At 47.4% G+C, this 18,808-nt stretch carries 16 protein-coding genes; 6 read left to right on the plus strand and 10 right to left on the minus strand.

The window, feature by feature from the left end; all coding sequences use genetic code 11:
- Positions 1 to 64: 64 nt before the first annotated feature.
- The 7 genes from hemN to WBG78_RS02895 all read right to left on the minus strand — a co-directional run bounded on the left by hemN (position 65) and on the right by WBG78_RS02895 (position 9,530).
- The gene (hemN, locus tag WBG78_RS02865; RefSeq protein WP_337324854.1) at positions 65 to 1,435 is read right to left on the minus strand and encodes an oxygen-independent coproporphyrinogen III oxidase; all 1,371 of its coding nucleotides are present in this window, start codon (positions 1,433 to 1,435) and stop codon (positions 65 to 67) included.
- A 44-nt stretch (positions 1,436 to 1,479) separates the two neighbouring features.
- Positions 1,480 to 1,695: a cbb3-type cytochrome oxidase assembly protein CcoS gene (gene ccoS, locus WBG78_RS02870; protein WP_337324855.1), complete on the minus strand. Its 216-nt coding sequence runs from the start codon at positions 1,693 to 1,695 to the stop codon at positions 1,480 to 1,482.
- 1 nt (position 1,696) lies between these two features.
- Positions 1,697 to 4,069 (minus strand): heavy metal translocating P-type ATPase, encoded by a 2,373-nt coding sequence (locus WBG78_RS02875; protein WP_337324856.1) that lies wholly within the window; start codon positions 4,067 to 4,069, stop codon positions 1,697 to 1,699.
- 129 nt (positions 4,070 to 4,198) lie between these two features.
- Positions 4,199 to 4,657 (minus strand): pyridoxamine 5'-phosphate oxidase family protein, encoded by a 459-nt coding sequence (locus WBG78_RS02880; RefSeq protein WP_337324857.1) that lies wholly within the window; start codon positions 4,655 to 4,657, stop codon positions 4,199 to 4,201.
- Between the two features lie 648 nt (positions 4,658 to 5,305).
- A complete protein-coding gene (locus WBG78_RS02885; protein ID WP_337324858.1) occupies positions 5,306 to 6,109 on the minus strand; it encodes a hypothetical protein in 804 nt (267 codons plus the stop codon).
- A gap of 157 nt (positions 6,110 to 6,266) precedes the next feature.
- Complete coding sequence (locus WBG78_RS02890; RefSeq protein ID WP_337324859.1) at positions 6,267 to 7,460, minus strand: anhydro-N-acetylmuramic acid kinase; 1,194 nt, start codon at positions 7,458 to 7,460, stop codon at positions 6,267 to 6,269.
- A 78-nt stretch (positions 7,461 to 7,538) separates the two neighbouring features.
- A complete protein-coding gene (locus tag WBG78_RS02895; RefSeq protein ID WP_337324860.1) occupies positions 7,539 to 9,530 on the minus strand; it encodes an FAD-dependent oxidoreductase in 1,992 nt (663 codons plus the stop codon).
- Positions 9,531 to 9,805: 275 nt separating this feature from the next.
- On the opposite strand from WBG78_RS02895, the gene WBG78_RS02900 reads away from it, so the two are divergent.
- Positions 9,806 to 10,216 carry a PRC-barrel domain-containing protein gene (locus WBG78_RS02900; RefSeq protein WP_337324861.1) on the plus strand — a complete coding sequence of 137 codons (411 nt, stop codon included), beginning with the start codon at positions 9,806 to 9,808 and terminating at the stop codon, positions 10,214 to 10,216.
- A gap of 54 nt (positions 10,217 to 10,270) precedes the next feature.
- On the opposite strand, the gene WBG78_RS02905 is transcribed toward WBG78_RS02900, so the two are convergent.
- Positions 10,271 to 11,266, minus strand: coding sequence for a 2-hydroxyacid dehydrogenase (locus tag WBG78_RS02905; protein ID WP_337324862.1), 996 nt, complete (start codon positions 11,264 to 11,266; stop codon positions 10,271 to 10,273).
- Positions 11,267 to 11,511: 245 nt separating this feature from the next.
- Positions 11,512 to 11,868, minus strand: a complete 357-nt coding sequence (locus WBG78_RS02910) for a four-helix bundle copper-binding protein (protein WP_337324863.1) — start codon at positions 11,866 to 11,868, stop codon at positions 11,512 to 11,514.
- A 193-nt stretch (positions 11,869 to 12,061) separates the two neighbouring features.
- Between WBG78_RS02910 and WBG78_RS02915 the strand changes: the two genes are divergently transcribed.
- On the plus strand, positions 12,062 to 14,917 hold the full coding sequence (locus WBG78_RS02915) for a PQQ-dependent sugar dehydrogenase (protein WP_337324864.1): 2,856 nt from the start codon (positions 12,062 to 12,064) through the stop codon (positions 14,915 to 14,917).
- Between the two features lie 14 nt (positions 14,918 to 14,931).
- On the opposite strand, the gene WBG78_RS02920 is transcribed toward WBG78_RS02915, so the two are convergent.
- Entirely contained in the window at positions 14,932 to 15,270 is a 339-nt protein-coding gene (locus WBG78_RS02920; RefSeq protein WP_337324865.1) for a hypothetical protein, read from the minus strand.
- Between the two features lie 289 nt (positions 15,271 to 15,559).
- On the opposite strand from WBG78_RS02920, the gene WBG78_RS02925 reads away from it, so the two are divergent.
- The 4 genes from WBG78_RS02925 (at position 15,560) to WBG78_RS02940 (ending at position 18,787) form a co-directional block, all read left to right on the plus strand.
- Positions 15,560 to 16,273, plus strand: coding sequence for a response regulator transcription factor (locus WBG78_RS02925; RefSeq protein ID WP_337324866.1), 714 nt, complete (start codon positions 15,560 to 15,562; stop codon positions 16,271 to 16,273).
- The gene (locus tag WBG78_RS02930) at positions 16,257 to 17,621 is read left to right on the plus strand and encodes a sensor histidine kinase (protein ID WP_337324867.1); all 1,365 of its coding nucleotides are present in this window, start codon (positions 16,257 to 16,259) and stop codon (positions 17,619 to 17,621) included. Before WBG78_RS02925 ends, WBG78_RS02930 begins: the two co-directional genes overlap by 17 nt.
- Positions 17,622 to 17,723: 102 nt before the next feature.
- Positions 17,724 to 18,245, plus strand: a complete 522-nt coding sequence (locus WBG78_RS02935; RefSeq protein ID WP_337324868.1) for a hypothetical protein — start codon at positions 17,724 to 17,726, stop codon at positions 18,243 to 18,245.
- Between the two features lie 83 nt (positions 18,246 to 18,328).
- The gene (locus tag WBG78_RS02940; RefSeq protein ID WP_337324869.1) at positions 18,329 to 18,787 is read left to right on the plus strand and encodes a response regulator; all 459 of its coding nucleotides are present in this window, start codon (positions 18,329 to 18,331) and stop codon (positions 18,785 to 18,787) included.
- Positions 18,788 to 18,808 lie beyond the last annotated feature (21 nt).

Consider the following 18,808-nt stretch of genomic DNA (forward strand, 5'->3'; position numbering starts at 1 on the left):
CCTCTGCTGGCTGCTTGATAGACGTTAGTTGAAAAACTGATTTTCGTCAGGAATTCTCTTCAGGCTAAATCGCCTTACTGAATGTGGCCTGAGTCTGATCCTGTGCCTGATAATAGGGATCGAAGACACTGCAGATGTTTCGTATGAAAGGGTGCCCGGCATGCGTAATGGTGATCCCATGATCATGTCGATATAAGAGCCCTTCCTCTTCCATTGATTGAAGAGCCAGGCTGATCTCAGGAGTCTCAAGTTGTCGCAGCATATTGAGATCCAGTTCACCCCGGCAGGCCAGCTGAAGAATGCTTTTGCGGATCACACCATCATTTCCGGCCAGTATGTGCCCTTTCGTAACCGCGCTGGAGTGTTGCGCAATCGCCTTGTGATAATGCTCGACTGTTTTTTCATTTTGAGCATATGCGTAGCCCGAATCACTGATTGCAGATGTGCCAAGACCGATCAGCAGTTTGGTTGATGTGGTTGTATAGCCCATGAAGTTCCGATGAAGGTTGCCTGCTATGTGCGCTTTGAAAAGCTCGTCGGATGGAAGGGCGAAGTGATCCATACCGATGTCGGCATAACCGTTGTTGCAAAGCTTGTGTTTGCCAATCTCATAGAAGTGACGCTTCAGATATGGAGAAGGCAGGTCAGTGTTTTCATAACCTCGTTGTCCTGGTTTGAGCCAGGGAACATGGGCATAACTATAAAATGCAACTCTGTCGGGTCGGAGAGCAAGCACCTGGTCCATCGTGTCGGACACGCTGAACGGAGTTTGATGCGGCAGGCCGTAAATGAGATCAATACCCACACTCTTGTATCCGGTGCTGCGGGCGTTTTCTATTGCCTGTTTTACATTTCCGAGTGGTTGTATGCGATGGATGGCTTGCTGTACGCGCGGATCAAGGTCCTGAACGCCGAAGCTTACGCGGTCGAACCCCAATTCATTGAGTGTTCTTAGATGTTCAAGCGTTGTATTGTTAGGATGGCCTTCGAAGCTGAAGTGACGGTCGGCATGTACGTCAGCTTCTTCCAGCAAAGTGTGAATCAACCATTGAAGATTGGCTGGCGTAAAAAACGTAGGCGTTCCGCCACCCAGATGGAGTTCCCGTATCACCGGCCGTGAGCCGAAGATCTCGCAATAGTGTCTCCATTCTTTAAGCAACGAAAGTATGTAGGGACGTTCCACGGTATGGTTACGCGTAATCCTTGTGTTACAGGCGCAATAAGTACATAAGCTTTCACAGAAGGGAAGATGGATGTATAAACTGATTCCGTTCGCTGCATTGGTTTCCTCAAAGCAATGTTTGACAGATTCTTGCCACCGCTCACGGGTAAATTCATTCGTATTCCAGTGCGGGACCGTTGGGAAACTGGTGTAACGCGGCGTTGGGACGTCGTATTTCTTTAGGAGTGCTTGTGGTGACGGTTGCTTTATCATGCCGCCAAGCACGCAAAAATGCCCGGCCTTGTGCTTGCGAATGGTCAGGCCTGCGACTGATTTTTGTCAGTCGTTGCCGTCGACGAAGAAGACTCTTCCTGTGTGGTCTTCTTTTGTGACTTTGATTCATCAAAAATCATTCGCATTGCCGGTGTGGTGGTATCATCGAACTGGCCGCTCTTAAGACTCCAGAGAAATATTCCAAGGAAGGTCAATGCGATGGTAATACTTATCGATATGAGCAGCGTAATAATGGCCATTTCAGTTGAGTTTTAGTTTACGTGCTGTGTATCGGACAGCAAGAGTACTGAAGGCTACCACGCTGATGCTGCTGATAGGCATGATGATCGCTGCAATCAATGGAGTAAGATGCCCCGACGCGGCAACGGAAAGAGCAACGGCGTTATATAAGAATGAGATGGTAAAACCGATTTTCAAAATGAGAGAAGAATAACGTGTGAATTGAAGCATGCGATCAATATACCTTAACTGATCCCCAGAGATAATACCATCACACGCCGGGCTGAATATGCCTTTGTTGTCGCTCACGGCAATGCCGACGTCTGCCTGCTTTAACGCACCAGCATCGTTAAGTCCATCGCCGATCATCATCACCTTCTTACCCGCGAGCTGGAGTTGATGAATGTAGTTCATCTTATCCTGTGGTGATTGATTAAATATCAGTTTGGTATGTTCGGGAAAGAGGTCCTTCATCCGTTCGCGGTCGGAATCGCCATCACCTGAAAGCATTGTATGGCATTTGCTGTGAAGGCGCCGTAGCAAGCCTTTGATGTTTTTTCTCGGGCTTGTTTCAATAGAGAAGTATCCGATGCATTCGACGTCATGGGTAACATACACCCGTTTTTCGGTACCCTCATTGCTGAGATGCAAATCATTGAATGCAGCGGAGCCTACTTTAAGAACCTTTCCATCGACGATGCCCTCAATGCCCAGTCCCGGTCGTTCTTCGAAATTCGTTATCGCAGACTGAGCAGATACGTTGATTGAGTTGCTGATCTGCAAGCTTAGTGGATGCGTTGAATAACTGCAGAGCTTTCTGATTTTTCCGAGCAGCTTTTCATCTCCAATGAATTTTACTTCCGCATCACCAGTGGTAATCGTTCCCGTTTTGTCAAACACGATTGCATCCACGGTTCCCATCCGCTCAATGACTTCGGCATTTTTCAGATATAGTTCCTTTCCTCCAAGTACGCGAACCATGGCACCGAGGGTAAACGGAGTTGCCAGGGCTAGAGCACATGGGCATGCAACCATCAGCACCGATGTAATCACCAACCACATTGATGCGGGTTCATGGAAGAACCAAAATACCGACGTAGCCAGGGCAAGCACAAGAACGACCCAGGTGAATCGCCGTGCTGCGCGATCCATGATCTGCTGAAAACGTCCGGTACCTGTTTTATTAAAGCTTTGATTGTTCCACAGTGATGTGAGTTGACTTTGTGAAGTATGCTTGACCACTACTAATTCGGTTGGTGCCCCTATGATACGTCCGCCAGCATAAGCAAGCGCACCGCGTTTAACTTCAACTGGCTTTGATTCTCCTGTGACAAAGCTGTAATCGATGAGTGTCTGTTCAGTGTCTAGTGTGCTATCTGCCGGAATGATCTCCATGTTCCTGATCTGAATACGATCGCCAGGTTTTAATGAGTTCAAAAGCACCGGTATCCAATTGCCCTCTTGCAAGCGGTGGACAGCAAGGGGAAAGTAGCTTTTATAGTCACGATCGAATGCCAGTGCTTCGTACGTTTTACTTTGGAACCAGCGGCCGATAAGCAGGAAGAAAATGAGTCCTGTGAGCGAGTCGAGATAGCCGGGACCGGTGTGAGAAATTATATCATAAGCACTTCTGAAGAACAGGGCAATCAACCCTACGGCTATTGGAATGTCGATGTTGATCTGCCGCAACCTGAAAGAGCGGAATGCCTGGAGCAGATAGTCACTTGCACTGAATGCAAATACGGGAATGGCAATCGCGAAATTTAGCCAGCTGAAGATGCGTATAAGATGTTCTTCGCTTTTGCTGATGCCCAGGTACTCCGGGAAGCTGAACAGCATGATGTTTGCAAATCCAAAGCCAGCGATCGCCAGTTTAAAGATGAGTGAACGATCGGCTTTTGAGCCTCCTGATTTTCCCTCCAGTGTAATGTTTGGTGTATAACCCAGTGAGGAAAGCAATGCAGCGATCTTCGACAGTGAAGTCCTGTCCGGATTGAAGGTAATGTTGATCACCTTTTGCGTAAACACAACTTCCGCATGAACGATTCCGCTGTCAAGGGATTGAAGTTTTTCCAGCAGCCACACACAGGATATACAATGAATGGCAGGCACGGTGAATGATACCCGTGATACCTCCGCTGAATCGAAGGAAAGCAACTTCGCCTTTACTGATGATTCGTCTAAATAGGCAAAGTTCGCAGCGGCACTGCTCCGCATCGACACGCCATGACTATTTTCAAGCTGATAATAGTCGCAGAGATTATTATCATTCAGGATCTCATACACCGTTTTGCAACCCAGGCAGCAAAATACTTTGTCGTCTTTGCGAAAGGTGTCGACACAATTCTCGCCGCAATGGTAGCATTTGAGTTGCTCACAGGTTTCGATGGTCATGAGGGCGCGTTTTGTTCCTGACGACAAATCTATTCCGACGGCTCGCGTGCTGGTTTGAGGATGGTCAACCGGAACACTGACTTTTGTCAGGATTTGATCCTTATGCTTTTTCAGGACTTGATTCAGGTGCTAGTCCGTGGGCTTTTCGAAGCGACCCGCCAGGTCCTCAACTTTTATCCTCCAGGTAACAGGCTTTACCCTTTTTTCAACAATGCGGGGGCGCTCATCGAAATCACGGTAGGGACTAACCGTTTCCCCCAATGCGTAAACAGCAAGGTGTTCACTGAATAGCTTTTCAGTGTACTTCTGCTCTGACAGCGTTGTGAGTTCATCGTAAGTACCCCAGGCAAGCACGCTGTACCAGTGGCGCAGGGAAACGATTTGATCAATCTGAAAGCAAACCGTGGGGTTTTTGCGCATGATTCGAATCTTACTGCCCTCATACGACCTGCAATAGATGGCTTTGCCATCAAACACATACGTCGTGGGCAGAATGGCGGGTTTGTTCTTAAAGGAATACCCAACCCTTCCAATATGTTGTGTGGAGAGAAGGTGGCGGCATTGCTCAGGTGTGAGGATTCCCAGCATGTTTTTCTATGATTTGGTAGGCGCGTAAATCAGCGGGCGCTGTTACGAATACAATTTACTAAAAACCGGAGTTGCCGGCCAATGACTTACGTCAGCTTGAAGGGCACTTGCTCTGCTGCTTCTGCGTAAGGTAGTCGTTGCAACAGCCATGGCAAAGGGCTGTAGTAATGTGGGAAAGGGTTGGGTGGAACTCTTATCTGCAGATGCTTAACCAAGGTATGCAGCACAATTCATCGTTCAGTTAGCAGAGCATTAGAGAAGAGTTAGAAGAGAGTTAGAGCACTATTACTTTATGGTTATGGCATTTTCTGAATTTAAGCGCAAGAATAAGACCGGACTTTCCACTTTAAGCAAGATTTTTTGGCGGTCAAAACATCAATAAAGCGCGGAAACCCTGCTACCTGTGAGTTTAACATCTGAGTGCTGAACAGGATAAATCGGGACCTTGCGAGGGCCGATTGAGAGGAACTGGTGGTCTACTTGCCTGGCAAGTCTCTTAGTTGAAGATTAAGAATGACTCAAAATGTAAGGAACGGCAACGGCAAGGAAGTATTTCTTGACGAAGGTCAGAATTCGGCATTTGACATGCCGGGACTTGCTGAGAATATAGAGAACCCCTTTCAGTTGCGGGGGGTCAGTAACACGAGATTATTTTACTTTTTCAAAGTAGTCGTCCCAGGTAAATTTCTTACCGTCGGCGAGTTTGCTGACACCTGTAGAATGCAGTTTACCACCTGATAGCTTTTGAGTCATCTCAGTTTGCCCCCAGAATTTCTTTGGGAACGATGCTACGTCCAGGCTGGGGTAATACTTGTCTCCCTTCAGCGAATAGGAGCCACCCATTGCCTCTTCAAATTTCTTGTCGCGACTGATAACATACATCCAGTATGTTGGAGTGATAAGTTGGTAAGCGGTTACAGTTTTGTCTGTGTCTTCGCGAGTCGCCCCCTCAACATTCACCGATGATGACTTCACAAGTTTCCATGTTCCGTTAGCAGCATTCTTTGGATATGATGTAGCTGTTTTGACACGTTGAAAGACGAGTTCTTCCAGGACTACCTTCTTGCCATCCGGGCGGATAACCGTCCCAGCCTGGATGAACCTGTCGCCCACTACTTTCCAGGTAAAGTCTGTTTTTACATTTTCAAATATCGTGGCTGACGAAAGGATAGGCATTTCAATATACTTCTCACCCTCAAGTTGAATCGTTCCAAAATAACAGCGATTAAAGACGAGCGAGTCATTCTCAACATCTTCGGCGATGAGCATGTAATGAGTGGGTGTGATGACTTTTGTTTCGCGAATGGTGGATGTGTCGGCGGAGAACTTTTCACCGTTGGCATTAATGCCTTTAATCGAAATCATTTGCCAGGTTCCATAGAGCGGATGTTGACCAAAGGCGCAAACAAAAAAAGACAGAGAAACGAAGAGAAGAGCAAAGATCTTTTTCATAAGGACTACAGACTCCATATAATTAAGTAATGGAATTATTCTTTGAAAACCAATGGAGTCGCGCGATATAAAGCTGTCTCCTTCCTGACTGCCCTTAACGGAGGAAGGATTGTAAGGGTTCGTCGATCTGCAATTCGTTTCGGCCGACGCGATTTTCTTACTGTGGGAATGAAACTTTGCCCATGCTAACAGATGGGATCTTTGAACGTCGTCCGAAGTCGGTTACCCCACCGGCCACAGTTTCATTTGCGAGTACGGCAAACAGTATTGCTTCTTTGGCGTCGCCGGGAACACCAATGACCTCAGTAGTTCGGAGTTCGTTGACATTCAGCAGCTCGCGAAGCCATTGTGTGAGCAATGGATTGTGCGCACCGCCTCCGCTGAGATAGATGCTGAACTTCTTCTTTCCTGTTGCCTTCCGGATCCCTGCGGCAATTGTTTCAGCACTAAAGCGGGTCAATGTAGCCAGCACGTCTTCGGGATCGAGATCAATTGTGTCGGAGGTTTCCTGTGCCGTTTGAACGTAACCCATGCTGAAGACTTCAGGGCCGGTAGTCTTGGGGAATGGTAATTCGAAAAAGCGATCCGCCTTCAGGGCCTTCAGCAAATTGTCGTTCACTGTCCCCTGTCGGGCGCGGGCCGCGTCTTTGTCATAATACTCTCCCGGAAAGAGGCGGCGCGTAACATGATCGATTAATGTGTTTCCGGGCCCTGTATCTGTTACGAAAACCTTATTGGGCTGATATCCTGCAGGAAGGTATGTGAAGTTAGCGATGCCGCCAATGTTCAGCAGAATCCTGTTTTCGGTTTTATGAGATAGCAGGAGGTAGTCGCCATACACGGCAAGGGGTGCTCCTTCTCCGCCTTTCGCGATATGCTTCTGACGAAAGTCACTGATGGTCGTGATGCCAGTGCGGACAGCGATCTGATCGCCGTCGCCTATCTGTAGCGTTGCATTAATGTCGTCTTCGGGATGTTGTGATGCCGGAGAATGATATACGGTCTGGCCATGTGATGCTATCAGATCAATCTTTTCAGGAGAGATACGCCAATTCTTCAAACATTTCAATACCAGATCGGCGTGAAGCTGACCCACCCATGGATTGAGGATACATAATAATTCAAAGTCAATCGTTGATTTGGCAAACACTTCGCCAATGCGTGCCTTAACATCCGGATGAAATGGAACAGTTTCGAAAGCACGAAGCTTCAGTTTCGTCTGCATACCAGAGCCGGATATGTCACAGAGCGCAACGTCGAGGCCGTCCATCGATGTGCCCGACATAAGACCGATTATTGCTCTGCTCTTTTTGGAAGCGATTCGCGCAAGTCGGGCGATGTTCTTGTTCATGTTTTTCTATTTACTCATTTCGTTGACTACTCATTGGATGCACATTGTCAGGTGCTCTCAGTTCGCTCAAGGTGGTGATCACCGCTCCGGTACGAACAGCATAGCGTCTGCTACGACCGCCCCATCGGCGCCGGCCGTAGTGACGGATGCGTATGAAGTCTTCCCCGCCGGAAATGTAAATGTACCCAGTCCAATCCATTCCCCACTGGTTTGACCTTCAACCTTTACTTCGTTCGGACTGATCACCACATCTTTCGATGTCTTCCCATTAAAAACTGTTACCGTCATCTTCGACGTGCCCTTGGCGGTGCGAGGGCAATAGATGTATGCCCGGTAAGTACCCGCCTTGACTATTGCTGGCGTAAACTTCACCGATGATTTTGGTTGTTTGAATGATGTGGTATCAGCGAGAATGGATGGTCCATATGCGCCAGGTGCTTTGACCAGCCTGGTCCATGACCCGGTGACCGTAATGCCAGTAGCGTCATCGTTGTCGACGAGGACCTCAGGTGTACTCTTGTCGCTTAGTGGATCACTTTTCAGGCGTTGCTGAAGCTGGGCAATATTTACATCCTGAACCGCAGTCTTTTTGTCGATGGCCATACATGCAGCAACGGCGGATGATTGTGCGAGTACCATGAACACGGGCTCCATACGAATAGAACCATAGGCAATGTGTGTCGCAGACAGGCAAATCGGAACGAAAAGATTGGTACACTCAGCTCTCTTTGGAATCAATGACCGATATGAAATCGGATAAGGAGGGAAGCCACCGACTTGAACGTCACCCTCATTCTTAACCATGCCATTGATGACCAGTCGCTGTGTGTTATGGGAGTCCATAGTGTAAGCAGCCATACCAACGCCATCCTTCACTACTTCTTTGCTTTCGCAGTTTGCCTGTGTCATAACGTACTCGCCAACCATTCTTCTCGCTTCGCGGATGTAAGGCTGCGGCGACCAGTTGCCATTGTCTGTGTATTCGTCTTTCGGATATCCCCACTTACGCATTTCATTGCCAAGGTGAGGTGGCAGGCGTTTGCTCGTTGCTATGAAGTAGAGCAACCCTTTTGTATAGTCTTCATGCGTCTTTATCATTTGTGCGCGCTGCTCATAGCTCGCCTCCGGATAGTCGTAATTCATTCCGATCATATCCGTTGAAATCGGGCCATTGTTATTGATGTCCGTTTTTCCATTGGGCATGAGATCCGGTTTCAGGATGCGATTGAATGGTCGTGTTGGTTCCTTTTCCATCAACCTGACCAATAGCTCGTAGCGTGTAGAGTCATAGTTGTTCGGGCGGGTGATTGGAATCATGTTAGCCCGGTCGTTGGTAAGGCAAATTCTGAAATTGTAGGCCTGCACCATCTTGTCGCCTGAACCAGCAGTTCTCGGCGATGCAGGGCTAATGCCCCAGAGAAGTCCGCTTTCTGGTTTTCCCTTAATTCGATATGGATCAATGCCGTCTGGAAACTGATGTCCCTGCATAACCTGATAGCCGTTATAGGTTTCACGGTAGTCGCTGTTTGCTTCGCGACCAACAGTATACTTCACACCGGCTTTCGCCATCAGATCTCCTTCATACGTACAATCAATAAAGACTTTGGCCTTCACCACCTGATGAGTACCCGAACCTGTAGATGGCTCTATGTCAATGGAGTTAATGACACCTTTGGCGGACGTAACATTAGCCAGCCGATGCTCATACAATACTTCCACTGATGCACGCCTGATATATTCTTTAAACAGATCTTCAGCCACGTGGGGCTCGAATATCCATTGCTCAAACTTTCCGTAATGGTCACCGATGCGTCTGTAATAGTCGCGGGCTATTCCGCTAACTGCATATTTGTTTCCGATGTCAGTAAATCCCAACCCACCGGAAGTAAGTCCGCCAAGATGCTTTCCAGGTTCAATAAGGAGCACACTCTTGCCATTCATCTTTGCCGTATAGGCGGCGATAACGCCCGCGGATGAGCCACCATAAACGCAAACGTCGACCGTGCGTTCCTGAGAAAAGGCCTGGATCGAACAAAGAAAAAAAGCCGCAGCTAATAGAATGTTCCTCATGACGGGTTGTTTATCGTTTGTGACAAGTTTAAAAATATTCACAGCACAGACAAGGCATTATTTTGAATGACTTTAAGGTCCGTGCCAGTATTAACGGGGGAATTTTTGCCACAAATGCGCAATACGAAGTACAGATGTGCCTGGTGCTGATGACAAATTCTGATGATTCAGCTTACATCATTTGTGTATCATTATTGTCGTGGAACTAAGCAGAGACGTGCCTTTACCAGCGAACGTTTTATTTAATCTATGTGCCACATCAAAGAAGGAGTATCATGAACACATTTGAAAAAGAGAACAGGACCGGCGAGAATACTACCGGTGGAAGACCTAACGCCCCCGTAAAGTTTTTAACAGCGTCGTCGTTGATTGGAGATAAAGTAGTGAATGCAGCACACGAAGATCTGGGAAAAGTAAAAGACATCATGCTCAACCTCGAGACTTCAAGAATAGAATACGTCGTGGTTGAGTTCGGTGGATTTCTGGGGCTTGGTGAAAAGTTGTTTGCATTTCCGATGGAAGCGTTCGCCATTGACACCAGGGAATATGCACTCGTCCTCAATAAGACCAAAGAAGAACTGGAGAAAGAGCCAGGCTTTGACAAAGACCATTGGCCAGAAACCAATGCTCATCTCAGCGAAGGAGGATGGAGCTTCATGGGATCTAACACCGGATCAGAATGGTAGTGATCCCGGAATAAAATCAACAGTGGTGGCTATGACCTGAATAGCCGGAATGATCTAAGCGGAGATCTCGTTCGGACTTGATTCGCGCCGGCTGAAATAGTCGAGGTTTGATACCGTCGTGTCCGCAATATTTGTCAGAGCCGTCTCGGTTAGAAACGCCTGATGCGCTGTGATGAGCACATTCTTGAAAGTCATGAGACGCGAGATAGTGTCGTCTTCGAGGATGTCGGCGTCCGAATGGTCGTAGAAAAATAGTCCTTCTTCTTCTTCATAAACATCAATGCCCAGTGAACCAATGTGGCGCGACTTAAGTCCTTCGATTACGTCTTTGGTTTTTATGAGCGCTCCACGGCTGGTATTAATGAGCATGACGCCGGGCTTCATCAAAGCTATGGTCTTTGAGTTGATCATATAGCGTGTGCCATCGTTCAACGGAACATGCAAAGAGATGATATCTGATTGTTTGCAAAGCGAGTCGAAATCGGTATAGCTGACGCCAGCCATCTGCTCCACTATCGGGTTCTTAAATTCATCATAGGCGAGAACCTTGCAACCGAAGCCGCGAAGTATTTGAATGAAGACAGTGCCGATCTTGCCGGTACCGATCACGCCAACTGTTTTGCCATTCATATCGAACCCAACCAGGCCGTCGAGCGAAAAATTAAGATCCATTACACGTTGATGTGCACGCATAAGCTTGCGATTCAATGCCAGAATCAACGCGATCGTATGCTCTGCAATAGCATAAGGAGAGTATGCAGGCACCCGGGCAACTTTGATGTTTAGCTCTTTTGCCTTTTTTAAGTCGACCTGATTGTAGCCCGCAGCGCGAATAGCCACATAGTTGATGCCCATGCGTGAGAGCTCAGTGAGGACACCAGCTTTGGCGTTATCGGCCGTAAATATGGAAACCGCATCACATCCCCTGGCCAGTGCCACAGTTGACTCTGATAATGGCGTTGGGAGAAGGATTAGTTCATGACGTCCGGCGTTCGACTTTATTAAATAATCCCTTTCGAAATTGTGCACACTAAATACAGCTACTTTCATCTGTTAACATTCTGTCTTTGAATACTGATACCCGGCGCAACGAGCTGTTACTGGTACAGTTTAGTTATCCATTAGGATATCGAAGTCCAGAGGATTACGTTGCCTTTCGGTTCTGTCCCAGCCTAATCCCGTTCTATTATGGACATTTCATTGCCGAATATAGAGATTCCCGACTGAGTACCATCAAAGTTCAAAAAGACTTAACAGTGATACAAGCTGAACGATGGCCGTTTACACTGCCAATGTTAGCCATTTACAATCGACATATTTCTGCATTCTTCAGCGCATGTACGGCATGATTGGGCGCACTCCTGGCAGTGGGACATCGGATGCTTCTCGCATTCCGAAGCACATGCAGAGCAGATTTCAGCACATACGTGGCACAGAGCACCGGCATTGATACCTCCAATATTCATTAGTCGGGCCGCAGCATAACAAACTTCTACACATTCCCGATTCAACTGAATACATTCTACGAGTCGGGCAACGCCTTCCTCCTGGAGGCAAAGGGAGGAGCAATTTTCGCATGCCGTGGCACAGTCGAGACATGCATCGATACAAGAAAGAAACTTTTCGTGATCCATAGTTGCGTGGGTTATCATTGTTGGGACGCCTTAAAAACGATATGCCAAAGGCGCGCAACAAAAGCCTGCCAATGATCATGCAACTATCGCAACACCATCGGCAGCGCAATCCTTACCGATCAACCCAAAATAGCCGTATCAACAGACTTCGTTTTTTTATATTGTGTGCCCTTTACACAATCAAACCATTGGGATACTAATTCTTCAATCCATGGCCACCTTACCAAAATCACTCAGGCGAGTTCTGTTCTCTTTGCTCATTGTCCTCATTGCTCTCTCCTGCAAGCAATCGGAGGAGGCTGCTGACACGACTCCACCAGAGGAAAACAGATTCACCACATCGATAATTACGCAACCAGGTCAGCTGGATGAACCGATGGAATTTACATTTCTCAACAAGGACAAAATGGTATTCGTTGAGCGCAAAGGGGGGGTGAAATCTGTCGACGTCAACACTCGGGAAGTAAAAAAGGTCGCAACGATTCCCGTGAATATGAAGTACACAAGCAAGGAGGGTGTAGTGCGTGAGGCCGAGGAAGGCCTCATGGGTATTATTGCTGACCCAAACTATGCTAAGAATAACTGGATCTACATGTACTATGCCGATCCGGATGAAAAGAAGCACGTACTCGCCCGATGGGAGCTTCACGATGATTCGTTGTACGCTGCCACAAAGAAAGTAATACTTGAAATACCCACACAACGGGAGGTATGCTGTCACACCGGGGGAGGTATGGTGTTTGACAAGGAAGGAAATTTGTATCTGACTACAGGTAATAACACTGGCAATCCAACGCAGGGAACATCCGCGCTGGACGAACGACCTGAGCGCTCCAGCTGGGATGATCAGCGGACTGCCGGTAATACTAATGATCTCCGTGGAAAGATTTTGCGCATCCATCCTGAGGACGATGGCACCTATACCATTCCGGAAGATAATCTCTTTCCGAAAGGCACGGATAAAACAAGACCTGAGATTTACACTATGGGTCATCGGAACCCCTGGCGTGTATCGGTTGACAGTAAGACAAAGTACATCTATTGGGGAGAGGTGGGGCCTGACGCATCTAAGGATTCAACAATTGGTCCACGAGGATATGATGAATTTAACCAGGCAAAGAAGGCAGGTTTCTTCGGGTGGCCTTACTTCATTGGCAACAACAAACCTTATCCTGATTATGATTATGCAACCAACGTGATCGGCAGTTACTTTGATTCAACCCATGTGGTAAACAATTCGCCCAACAACACAGGGCTGTCCGAATTGCCCGCACCGCAGAAGGCTTTCATCTGGTATCCATATGGCAATTCAGAAGAGTTTCCTTTGGTAGGGAGTTCGGGTCGCAGCGCAACGGGAGGGCCGGTGTTCCGATTGGCGGATTTTGAAAAATCAGACAAGAGATTCCCTGGTTACTACGAAGGCAAACTCCTTATCGTGGAATTCATGCGCGGATGGATCATGAGTATAACGATGGATGGAGAAGGCAATTATCAGTCGATGGAGCGATTCCTGCCAGGTGAAAATTTCAGTAGCGCTATAGACATGAAGTTCAGCCCGGACGGCGATCTCTATGTATTGGAGTACGGTTCTGCCTGGTTCCGGGGTAACGAAAATGCGCAGATCAAGAAGATCGAATTCAACGGTGGGAACCGTAAACCAATCGTTCATGCGGCCGCCGACCGGATAGCCGGGGCGTTGCCGATGCAGGTGAAGCTTTCCTCAGAAGGAACTGTAGATTACGACAAGGATGAGTTAAAGTACAACTGGCAGGTCAAGTCTGACAATGGATTTGACCAAAGCTATCAGGATGCGAACCCGCAGTTAAACCTTGACAAAGCTGGAGTTTATCATGTGAACCTCACGGTCACTGACAACAAGGGTGCGTCCAATTCTCAGTCGTTTGATGTGAGCGTAGGTAATGAGCCTCCTGTCACTCAGATCAACATATCAAAGGGCAACAGGTCATTCTTCTTCCCCGGCAAATCGATCGATTACGAGATCGACGTAAGCGACAAGGAAGACGGCAGCCTTAAGACGGGTACGATAAAGTCTAATGAAGTGGCGATCAACTTCGATTACGCGCCGGAGGGATTTGATTTGATCGAGATAGCTCAAAATCACCGCAGCACCGATGAGTGGACAACTTTTTCTAAGGGGCAGAACCTGATCGCGAAAAGTGATTGCAAGTCCTGTCACATGCTTGACAAGAAATCCGTTGGCCCCGCTTACATCGATGTGGCTAAGCGCTACGATGGAAATGCAAAGGAGCAGGAACGAATCGCGAAGAAGATCATTTCCGGTGGTGCTGGTGTTTGGGGAGATCATGCCATGAGCGCCCATCCACAAGTATCCGAAGCCGATGCGGCGTTGATGGTTAAATACATCATCAGTCTTGGCGGAGCTAAGTCTGGCGCGAAATCAATTGCCACGAGCGGGTCGTTCAAAGAGGAAGTTCCTGCAGGCGACAATGGACGAGGAGGATATCTGTTGCGTGTCGCTTACAAGGACAAGGGGTCTTCAGGATTAGATGGACTGACTACAGAGAAGATAATAGCATTGCGAAATCCAACCATGGATCCGGAGAAGGCCGAGATTTCCAAGGGAACTCAGTTGATGACCACGCCGAGCCGTTCATTTAATATCATAGCAGACAATAGTTACATTGGATACCGGCAGCTGGATCTTACCGGAATTCAGTCGATCGATTTCATGATCCAGGCGCCACCCCGGATCGGTGCTGTTGGAGGTGTTATCGAAGTTCACCTGGATTCGCCAACGGGTAAGCTGATCGGTCAAACTGATTTGATCGTTCCTACGCACATTGATCGTCAGGCGGTGATGGCAAAGATTGCAGCACAGAATTCCAATGGAAAGAAATCCAATGAGCCACCAACGGCGGCAAGTATAGATTTCAATCTGATGCGAAAACTGATGTCAATCAATAAAAGCGCGAAGCTTGAGGCAACGGAAGGATTGCATGATGTATACTTTGTCTTCAGAAATCCAAAGGCGCAGCCAGGGCAGATCCTGGTGCAGGTTGTTCAATCGACTTTCGTTGCTAACTGATGGAAGATGGCGGTTTATACCGCCACACCAGATTTGCTGCGTTTGAAAACCCAGAAGATGCTGATTGTGGTCAGCAGTGGAGGAAGCATCCAAAGAACTGCAGGAAGCATGGTGCCGGATTCAAAGGCATCGCGTGACATGCGCTGACATGCGTATTCTATCACCGGAAACAGGGTGGTGAGGATTTGCACGATTCTCCACGGCAGGTTCTTGCGCCAGTATTCCAGCGCTCCGACCGTTTCGCGATCAATGCCATTTCGCATGCTCATAACATTGGCTAGCAAAACGGCAGGGTAAAGGATGATTCCCAACCCGCTAATTATCCAAACAATATTAATGACGATGGATTCCACAACTTCAGATTCTTAGGCCCGCCTCCCTGGAATAATATTACGCTGGAAAAAATGCTCTGATGACCAGCGATGCAACTACAACAAAGTAAACGCACAGTAGTTCAAAAGGTGCATAGCGAATCGATGAGTTGACATAGCCAATCGCTGAATTGAATTTACCTTTCTGTTAGCTCTATCTGTGTACCGTTGTTTCAATTTGTATGCCGTTTATCACTGGAGGCAGGAGTTGGTATATGACATAATAGACTGCCATGCTTACGCCCGATTTTTTGCATATTGAACCGGACATATGCAAAAGAGACTACTGTTAGTTGAGGATGATGCGGAAGTTGGATCTTTCATTAATAAGGGCCTGACTGAAGCCGCGTTTGACGTAACCCTTGCCTTTGATGGAGTATCAGGGTTAAAACTAGCCACGTCCGGATCATACGACCTTATCATTCTTGATGTGATGTTGCCGGGCATGAATGGTCTGGATGTGTGTAAGGCCATCCGTCGCGAAAACCGGCAGGTACCGGTATTACTTCTTACTGCGCTTGGCGCCTCTGAAAATATCGTGATGGGGCTGGAAGCAGAAGCGGACGACTACATAGTTAAGCCATTTAAGTTCAACGAGCTGTTGGCCCGCATCCGGTCATTATTGCGGCGGGCGGATATTGGAGCGCCTCCCGCCCCGATTACGCCGGACAATACTTATCAAATTGGAGATCTCGTTGTGAATGATGTTGCTAAAACTGTTAAAAGGGGGGAAACCAGCCTCATGCTCACCTCTACCGAGTATCGTCTTCTTTTAATGTTCATTCGAAATCAGCGACGTGTTTTGTCGCGAACCGAATTGCTTGATGCCGTATGGGGTGTCAACTTCGACATGGGGACAAATGTGGTGGATGTGTATGTGAACTATCTACGCAAGAAGATAGATAAGAACTGGCCGGTAAAGCTGATTCATACGGTGATTGGAATGGGATACGTAATGAAACACGGCGATGAAGACACACACTAAGATAGCGCTGATCTTCTTTTGCGTTGTGTCAGGGGCGCTCATCCTCCTAAGTCTGGGTGTGTACTTTCTCACGGACCGATACTCTCTGCGTGACTTTTACAAGCGCCTGGAGATTCGCGCTGTGGTAATGGCCCGCACCACGCTTGATCATGAACAGGCAAGTGTCCAGGTGCTACAGGAAGTGCGCGAAATGCACCTCGAAAAATTGCCTGAGGAAAGAGAGTACTACTTCCGCATCGCGGACAATGACACATTCGATTCCGCTTCCAATGAGCTGAGCCTACCGCGTTCCTTCTTTACCAGCATTGTGAATAACGGAGAGGCTACGCACAGGGTGGGAAATACCTGCTATGCAGGCGTTAAGTATGAATCGCGAAGCGGGGCCTACGTGGTTGTGGTTTCGGCAGATAACTACAATAACATTACTTTGCTCAGCCATTTGAGGAATTTTCTGCTGATCGGAATTTCAGTCACTTCTATCTTAACACTGATGATTTCGCTCACCTATTCAACCAAGATATTCACTCCGGTGAAAAAGATCACCCAGCAGGTTCGCGAGATCAGTTCCCGTAGTCTTCACCTTCGGCTGGACGAAACTCAAAGCGACGAAATCGGTGAGCTGCAACGAACATTCAATAACATGCTCGACCGCCTTGAAGCATCTTTTGCCACGCAAAATAACTTTGTAAGCAATGCATCGCATGAATTGAATACGCCGCTTACGGCAATCATCGGTCAGGCTGAGGTAACTTTAGCAAAGGACCGGGCGCCTGGGGAGTACGTTGAATCACTGAAAGTAATTCTTTCCAAAGCAGAGCGTCTGCATGAAATTACAAGGTCTCTGCTCTATTTGGCCCAAACAGGATTTACCGGGAAACTTGAAGCCGATGAATCACTTAGAGCTGATGAACTACTTTGGGAGGTAAAGGAAATGATCGACCGTATGCTTCCAGGTAACAAAGTGCAGCTTAATCTGAGTATGATGCCTGAGAACCCCGAACGGCTTAGAATCATTGGAAATCAACGTCTTCTTCAGATTGCACTCAGCAATGTTGTGAATAACGCGATCAAGTATTCTAACAATGAGGTTGTGATCGTCTCGGTTGGAACAACGGAGACTGAGGTTATTCTCTCTGTGAAAGATCGTGGTATCGGTATCCCGGAATCCGAAATTGGCTTTATTTATGATCCCTTCTTCAGAGCAGCAAATACTTCTCCATACGAAGGCTATGGCATAGGGCTACCGTTAACAAGAAATATCCTTCGTTTGCATCACGGTACCATTCGCGTAACGTCAAAAGTAAACGTTGGAACCGTAGTGGAATTGACCATTCCAATAGCGAAGTAGGCCCTTTTGAGAAGGACTGAGGTTCTAATCACTTTCTAATGCCATTCTTATACCCGCCTAATGCCCGATCCTTAGCCTTGTACTGCGTAAAGGCAAAAGGTTATGATGCAGCATGTATTAATTCCAACGGATTTTACGATTGAATCGCTCAATCTGGTGAAGGCCGCGGCCACAATGAACGCCCGACCAAAACGGATCATTCTTTTCCATTCAATAGAACTCTCAGACTTTTCTATTACTGAATTGCTCTTCTTCTCTAAGGCAGCATTCATTGAGTCGATCTCCAACAAGGATTTCATCACAGCGTCGAAGATTATTCACAATCGCTATGCATCGACGATCAGAGATGTGGAAATGGATCTGTTCACCGGCAGGGGGCAACGAGCCTTTGAAAATTTTGTTGAAGGCAACCAGGTGGAGCTTATTCTTGCTCCTGAAGCGTATACCTTTCGTATGCCGAGTGACAGATCGGTCAACCCGATGCGTTACATCCATACGGCTAACAAACGAACGCGTATGATTTCGTGGCAGCGGACTGCCGACGCAGCAGCGGACTCGCTTTCGGGCATCTTTCAACTTGATCCCGAACTGAAAGTGGTTCCGGACACCGCGGGCACATTATAACTGGAACTTTTGTATCGGTTTTTATAGGAGTAAGGGGGGTAGGGCCGTCTCTGCATGAGCGGCCCTTACTATTTAACTGAAATGTGTATCTTCAATCGGAATCATACGACGGAGGCGTACACATTGTGAAATCAGGGCCAATTGTTCTTGTAGATGATGATGCTGATGACCGACAACTGATGGAGTTGGTTTGTACTTCGTTGAACTATACTAACAAGATTATTTCATTTGAGAACGGGGTTCTTCTTCTTGAATTTCTCCGGATCACTTCTGAGAAACCATTCCTGATTCTTTGTGACATTAATATGCCCTTTATCAATGGACTTGAAGTAAGAAGGAAGATTGATGAAGATGAGTTCTTGAGAAAGAAGTCCATTCCATTTGTTTTTTTTTCTACCAACGCTGTGCAGCGCGAAGTAGAGGAGGCGTATCAGCTGACCGTGCAGGGATTCTTCGAAAAGGGTAATAACCTTCGTGAAATGACAGACCGGCTCCGCCTGATTCTTGATTACTGGGCTGTTTGCAAACATCCAAATTCCTGAATTTACAGGAAATGGTAATCG

It is taken from the genome of Chryseolinea sp. T2, assembly GCF_037203685.1.
Taxonomy (GTDB): Bacteria; Bacteroidota; Bacteroidia; order Cytophagales; family Cyclobacteriaceae; genus Chryseolinea.

Bases quoted from the DNA above. Each gene is read 5' to 3' on its own strand.
- WBG78_RS02935 (WP_337324868.1), top strand. From the start codon at position 17,724: ATGATGCAGCATGTATTAATTCCAACGGATTTTACGATTGAATCGCTC.
- WBG78_RS02910 (WP_337324863.1), bottom strand. From the start codon at position 11,868: ATGATAACCCACGCAACTATGGATCACGAAAAGTTTCTTTCTTGTATC.
- WBG78_RS02925 (WP_337324866.1), top strand. From the start codon at position 15,560: ATGCAAAAGAGACTACTGTTAGTTGAGGATGATGCGGAAGTTGGATCT.
- WBG78_RS02900 (WP_337324861.1), top strand. From the start codon at position 9,806: ATGAACACATTTGAAAAAGAGAACAGGACCGGCGAGAATACTACCGGT.
- WBG78_RS02885 (WP_337324858.1), bottom strand. From the start codon at position 6,109: ATGAAAAAGATCTTTGCTCTTCTCTTCGTTTCTCTGTCTTTTTTTGTT.
- hemN (WP_337324854.1), bottom strand. From the start codon at position 1,435: ATGATAAAGCAACCGTCACCACAAGCACTCCTAAAGAAATACGACGTC.
- WBG78_RS02880 (WP_337324857.1), bottom strand. From the start codon at position 4,657: ATGCTGGGAATCCTCACACCTGAGCAATGCCGCCACCTTCTCTCCACA.
- WBG78_RS02895 (WP_337324860.1), bottom strand. From the start codon at position 9,530: ATGAGGAACATTCTATTAGCTGCGGCTTTTTTTCTTTGTTCGATCCAG.
- ccoS (WP_337324855.1), bottom strand. From the start codon at position 1,695: ATGGCCATTATTACGCTGCTCATATCGATAAGTATTACCATCGCATTG.
- WBG78_RS02915 (WP_337324864.1), top strand. From the start codon at position 12,062: ATGGCCACCTTACCAAAATCACTCAGGCGAGTTCTGTTCTCTTTGCTC.
- WBG78_RS02905 (WP_337324862.1), bottom strand. From the start codon at position 11,266: ATGAAAGTAGCTGTATTTAGTGTGCACAATTTCGAAAGGGATTATTTA.
- WBG78_RS02890 (WP_337324859.1), bottom strand. From the start codon at position 7,460: ATGAACAAGAACATCGCCCGACTTGCGCGAATCGCTTCCAAAAAGAGC.
- WBG78_RS02875 (WP_337324856.1), bottom strand. From the start codon at position 4,069: ATGACCATCGAAACCTGTGAGCAACTCAAATGCTACCATTGCGGCGAG.
- WBG78_RS02930 (WP_337324867.1), top strand. From the start codon at position 16,257: ATGAAGACACACACTAAGATAGCGCTGATCTTCTTTTGCGTTGTGTCA.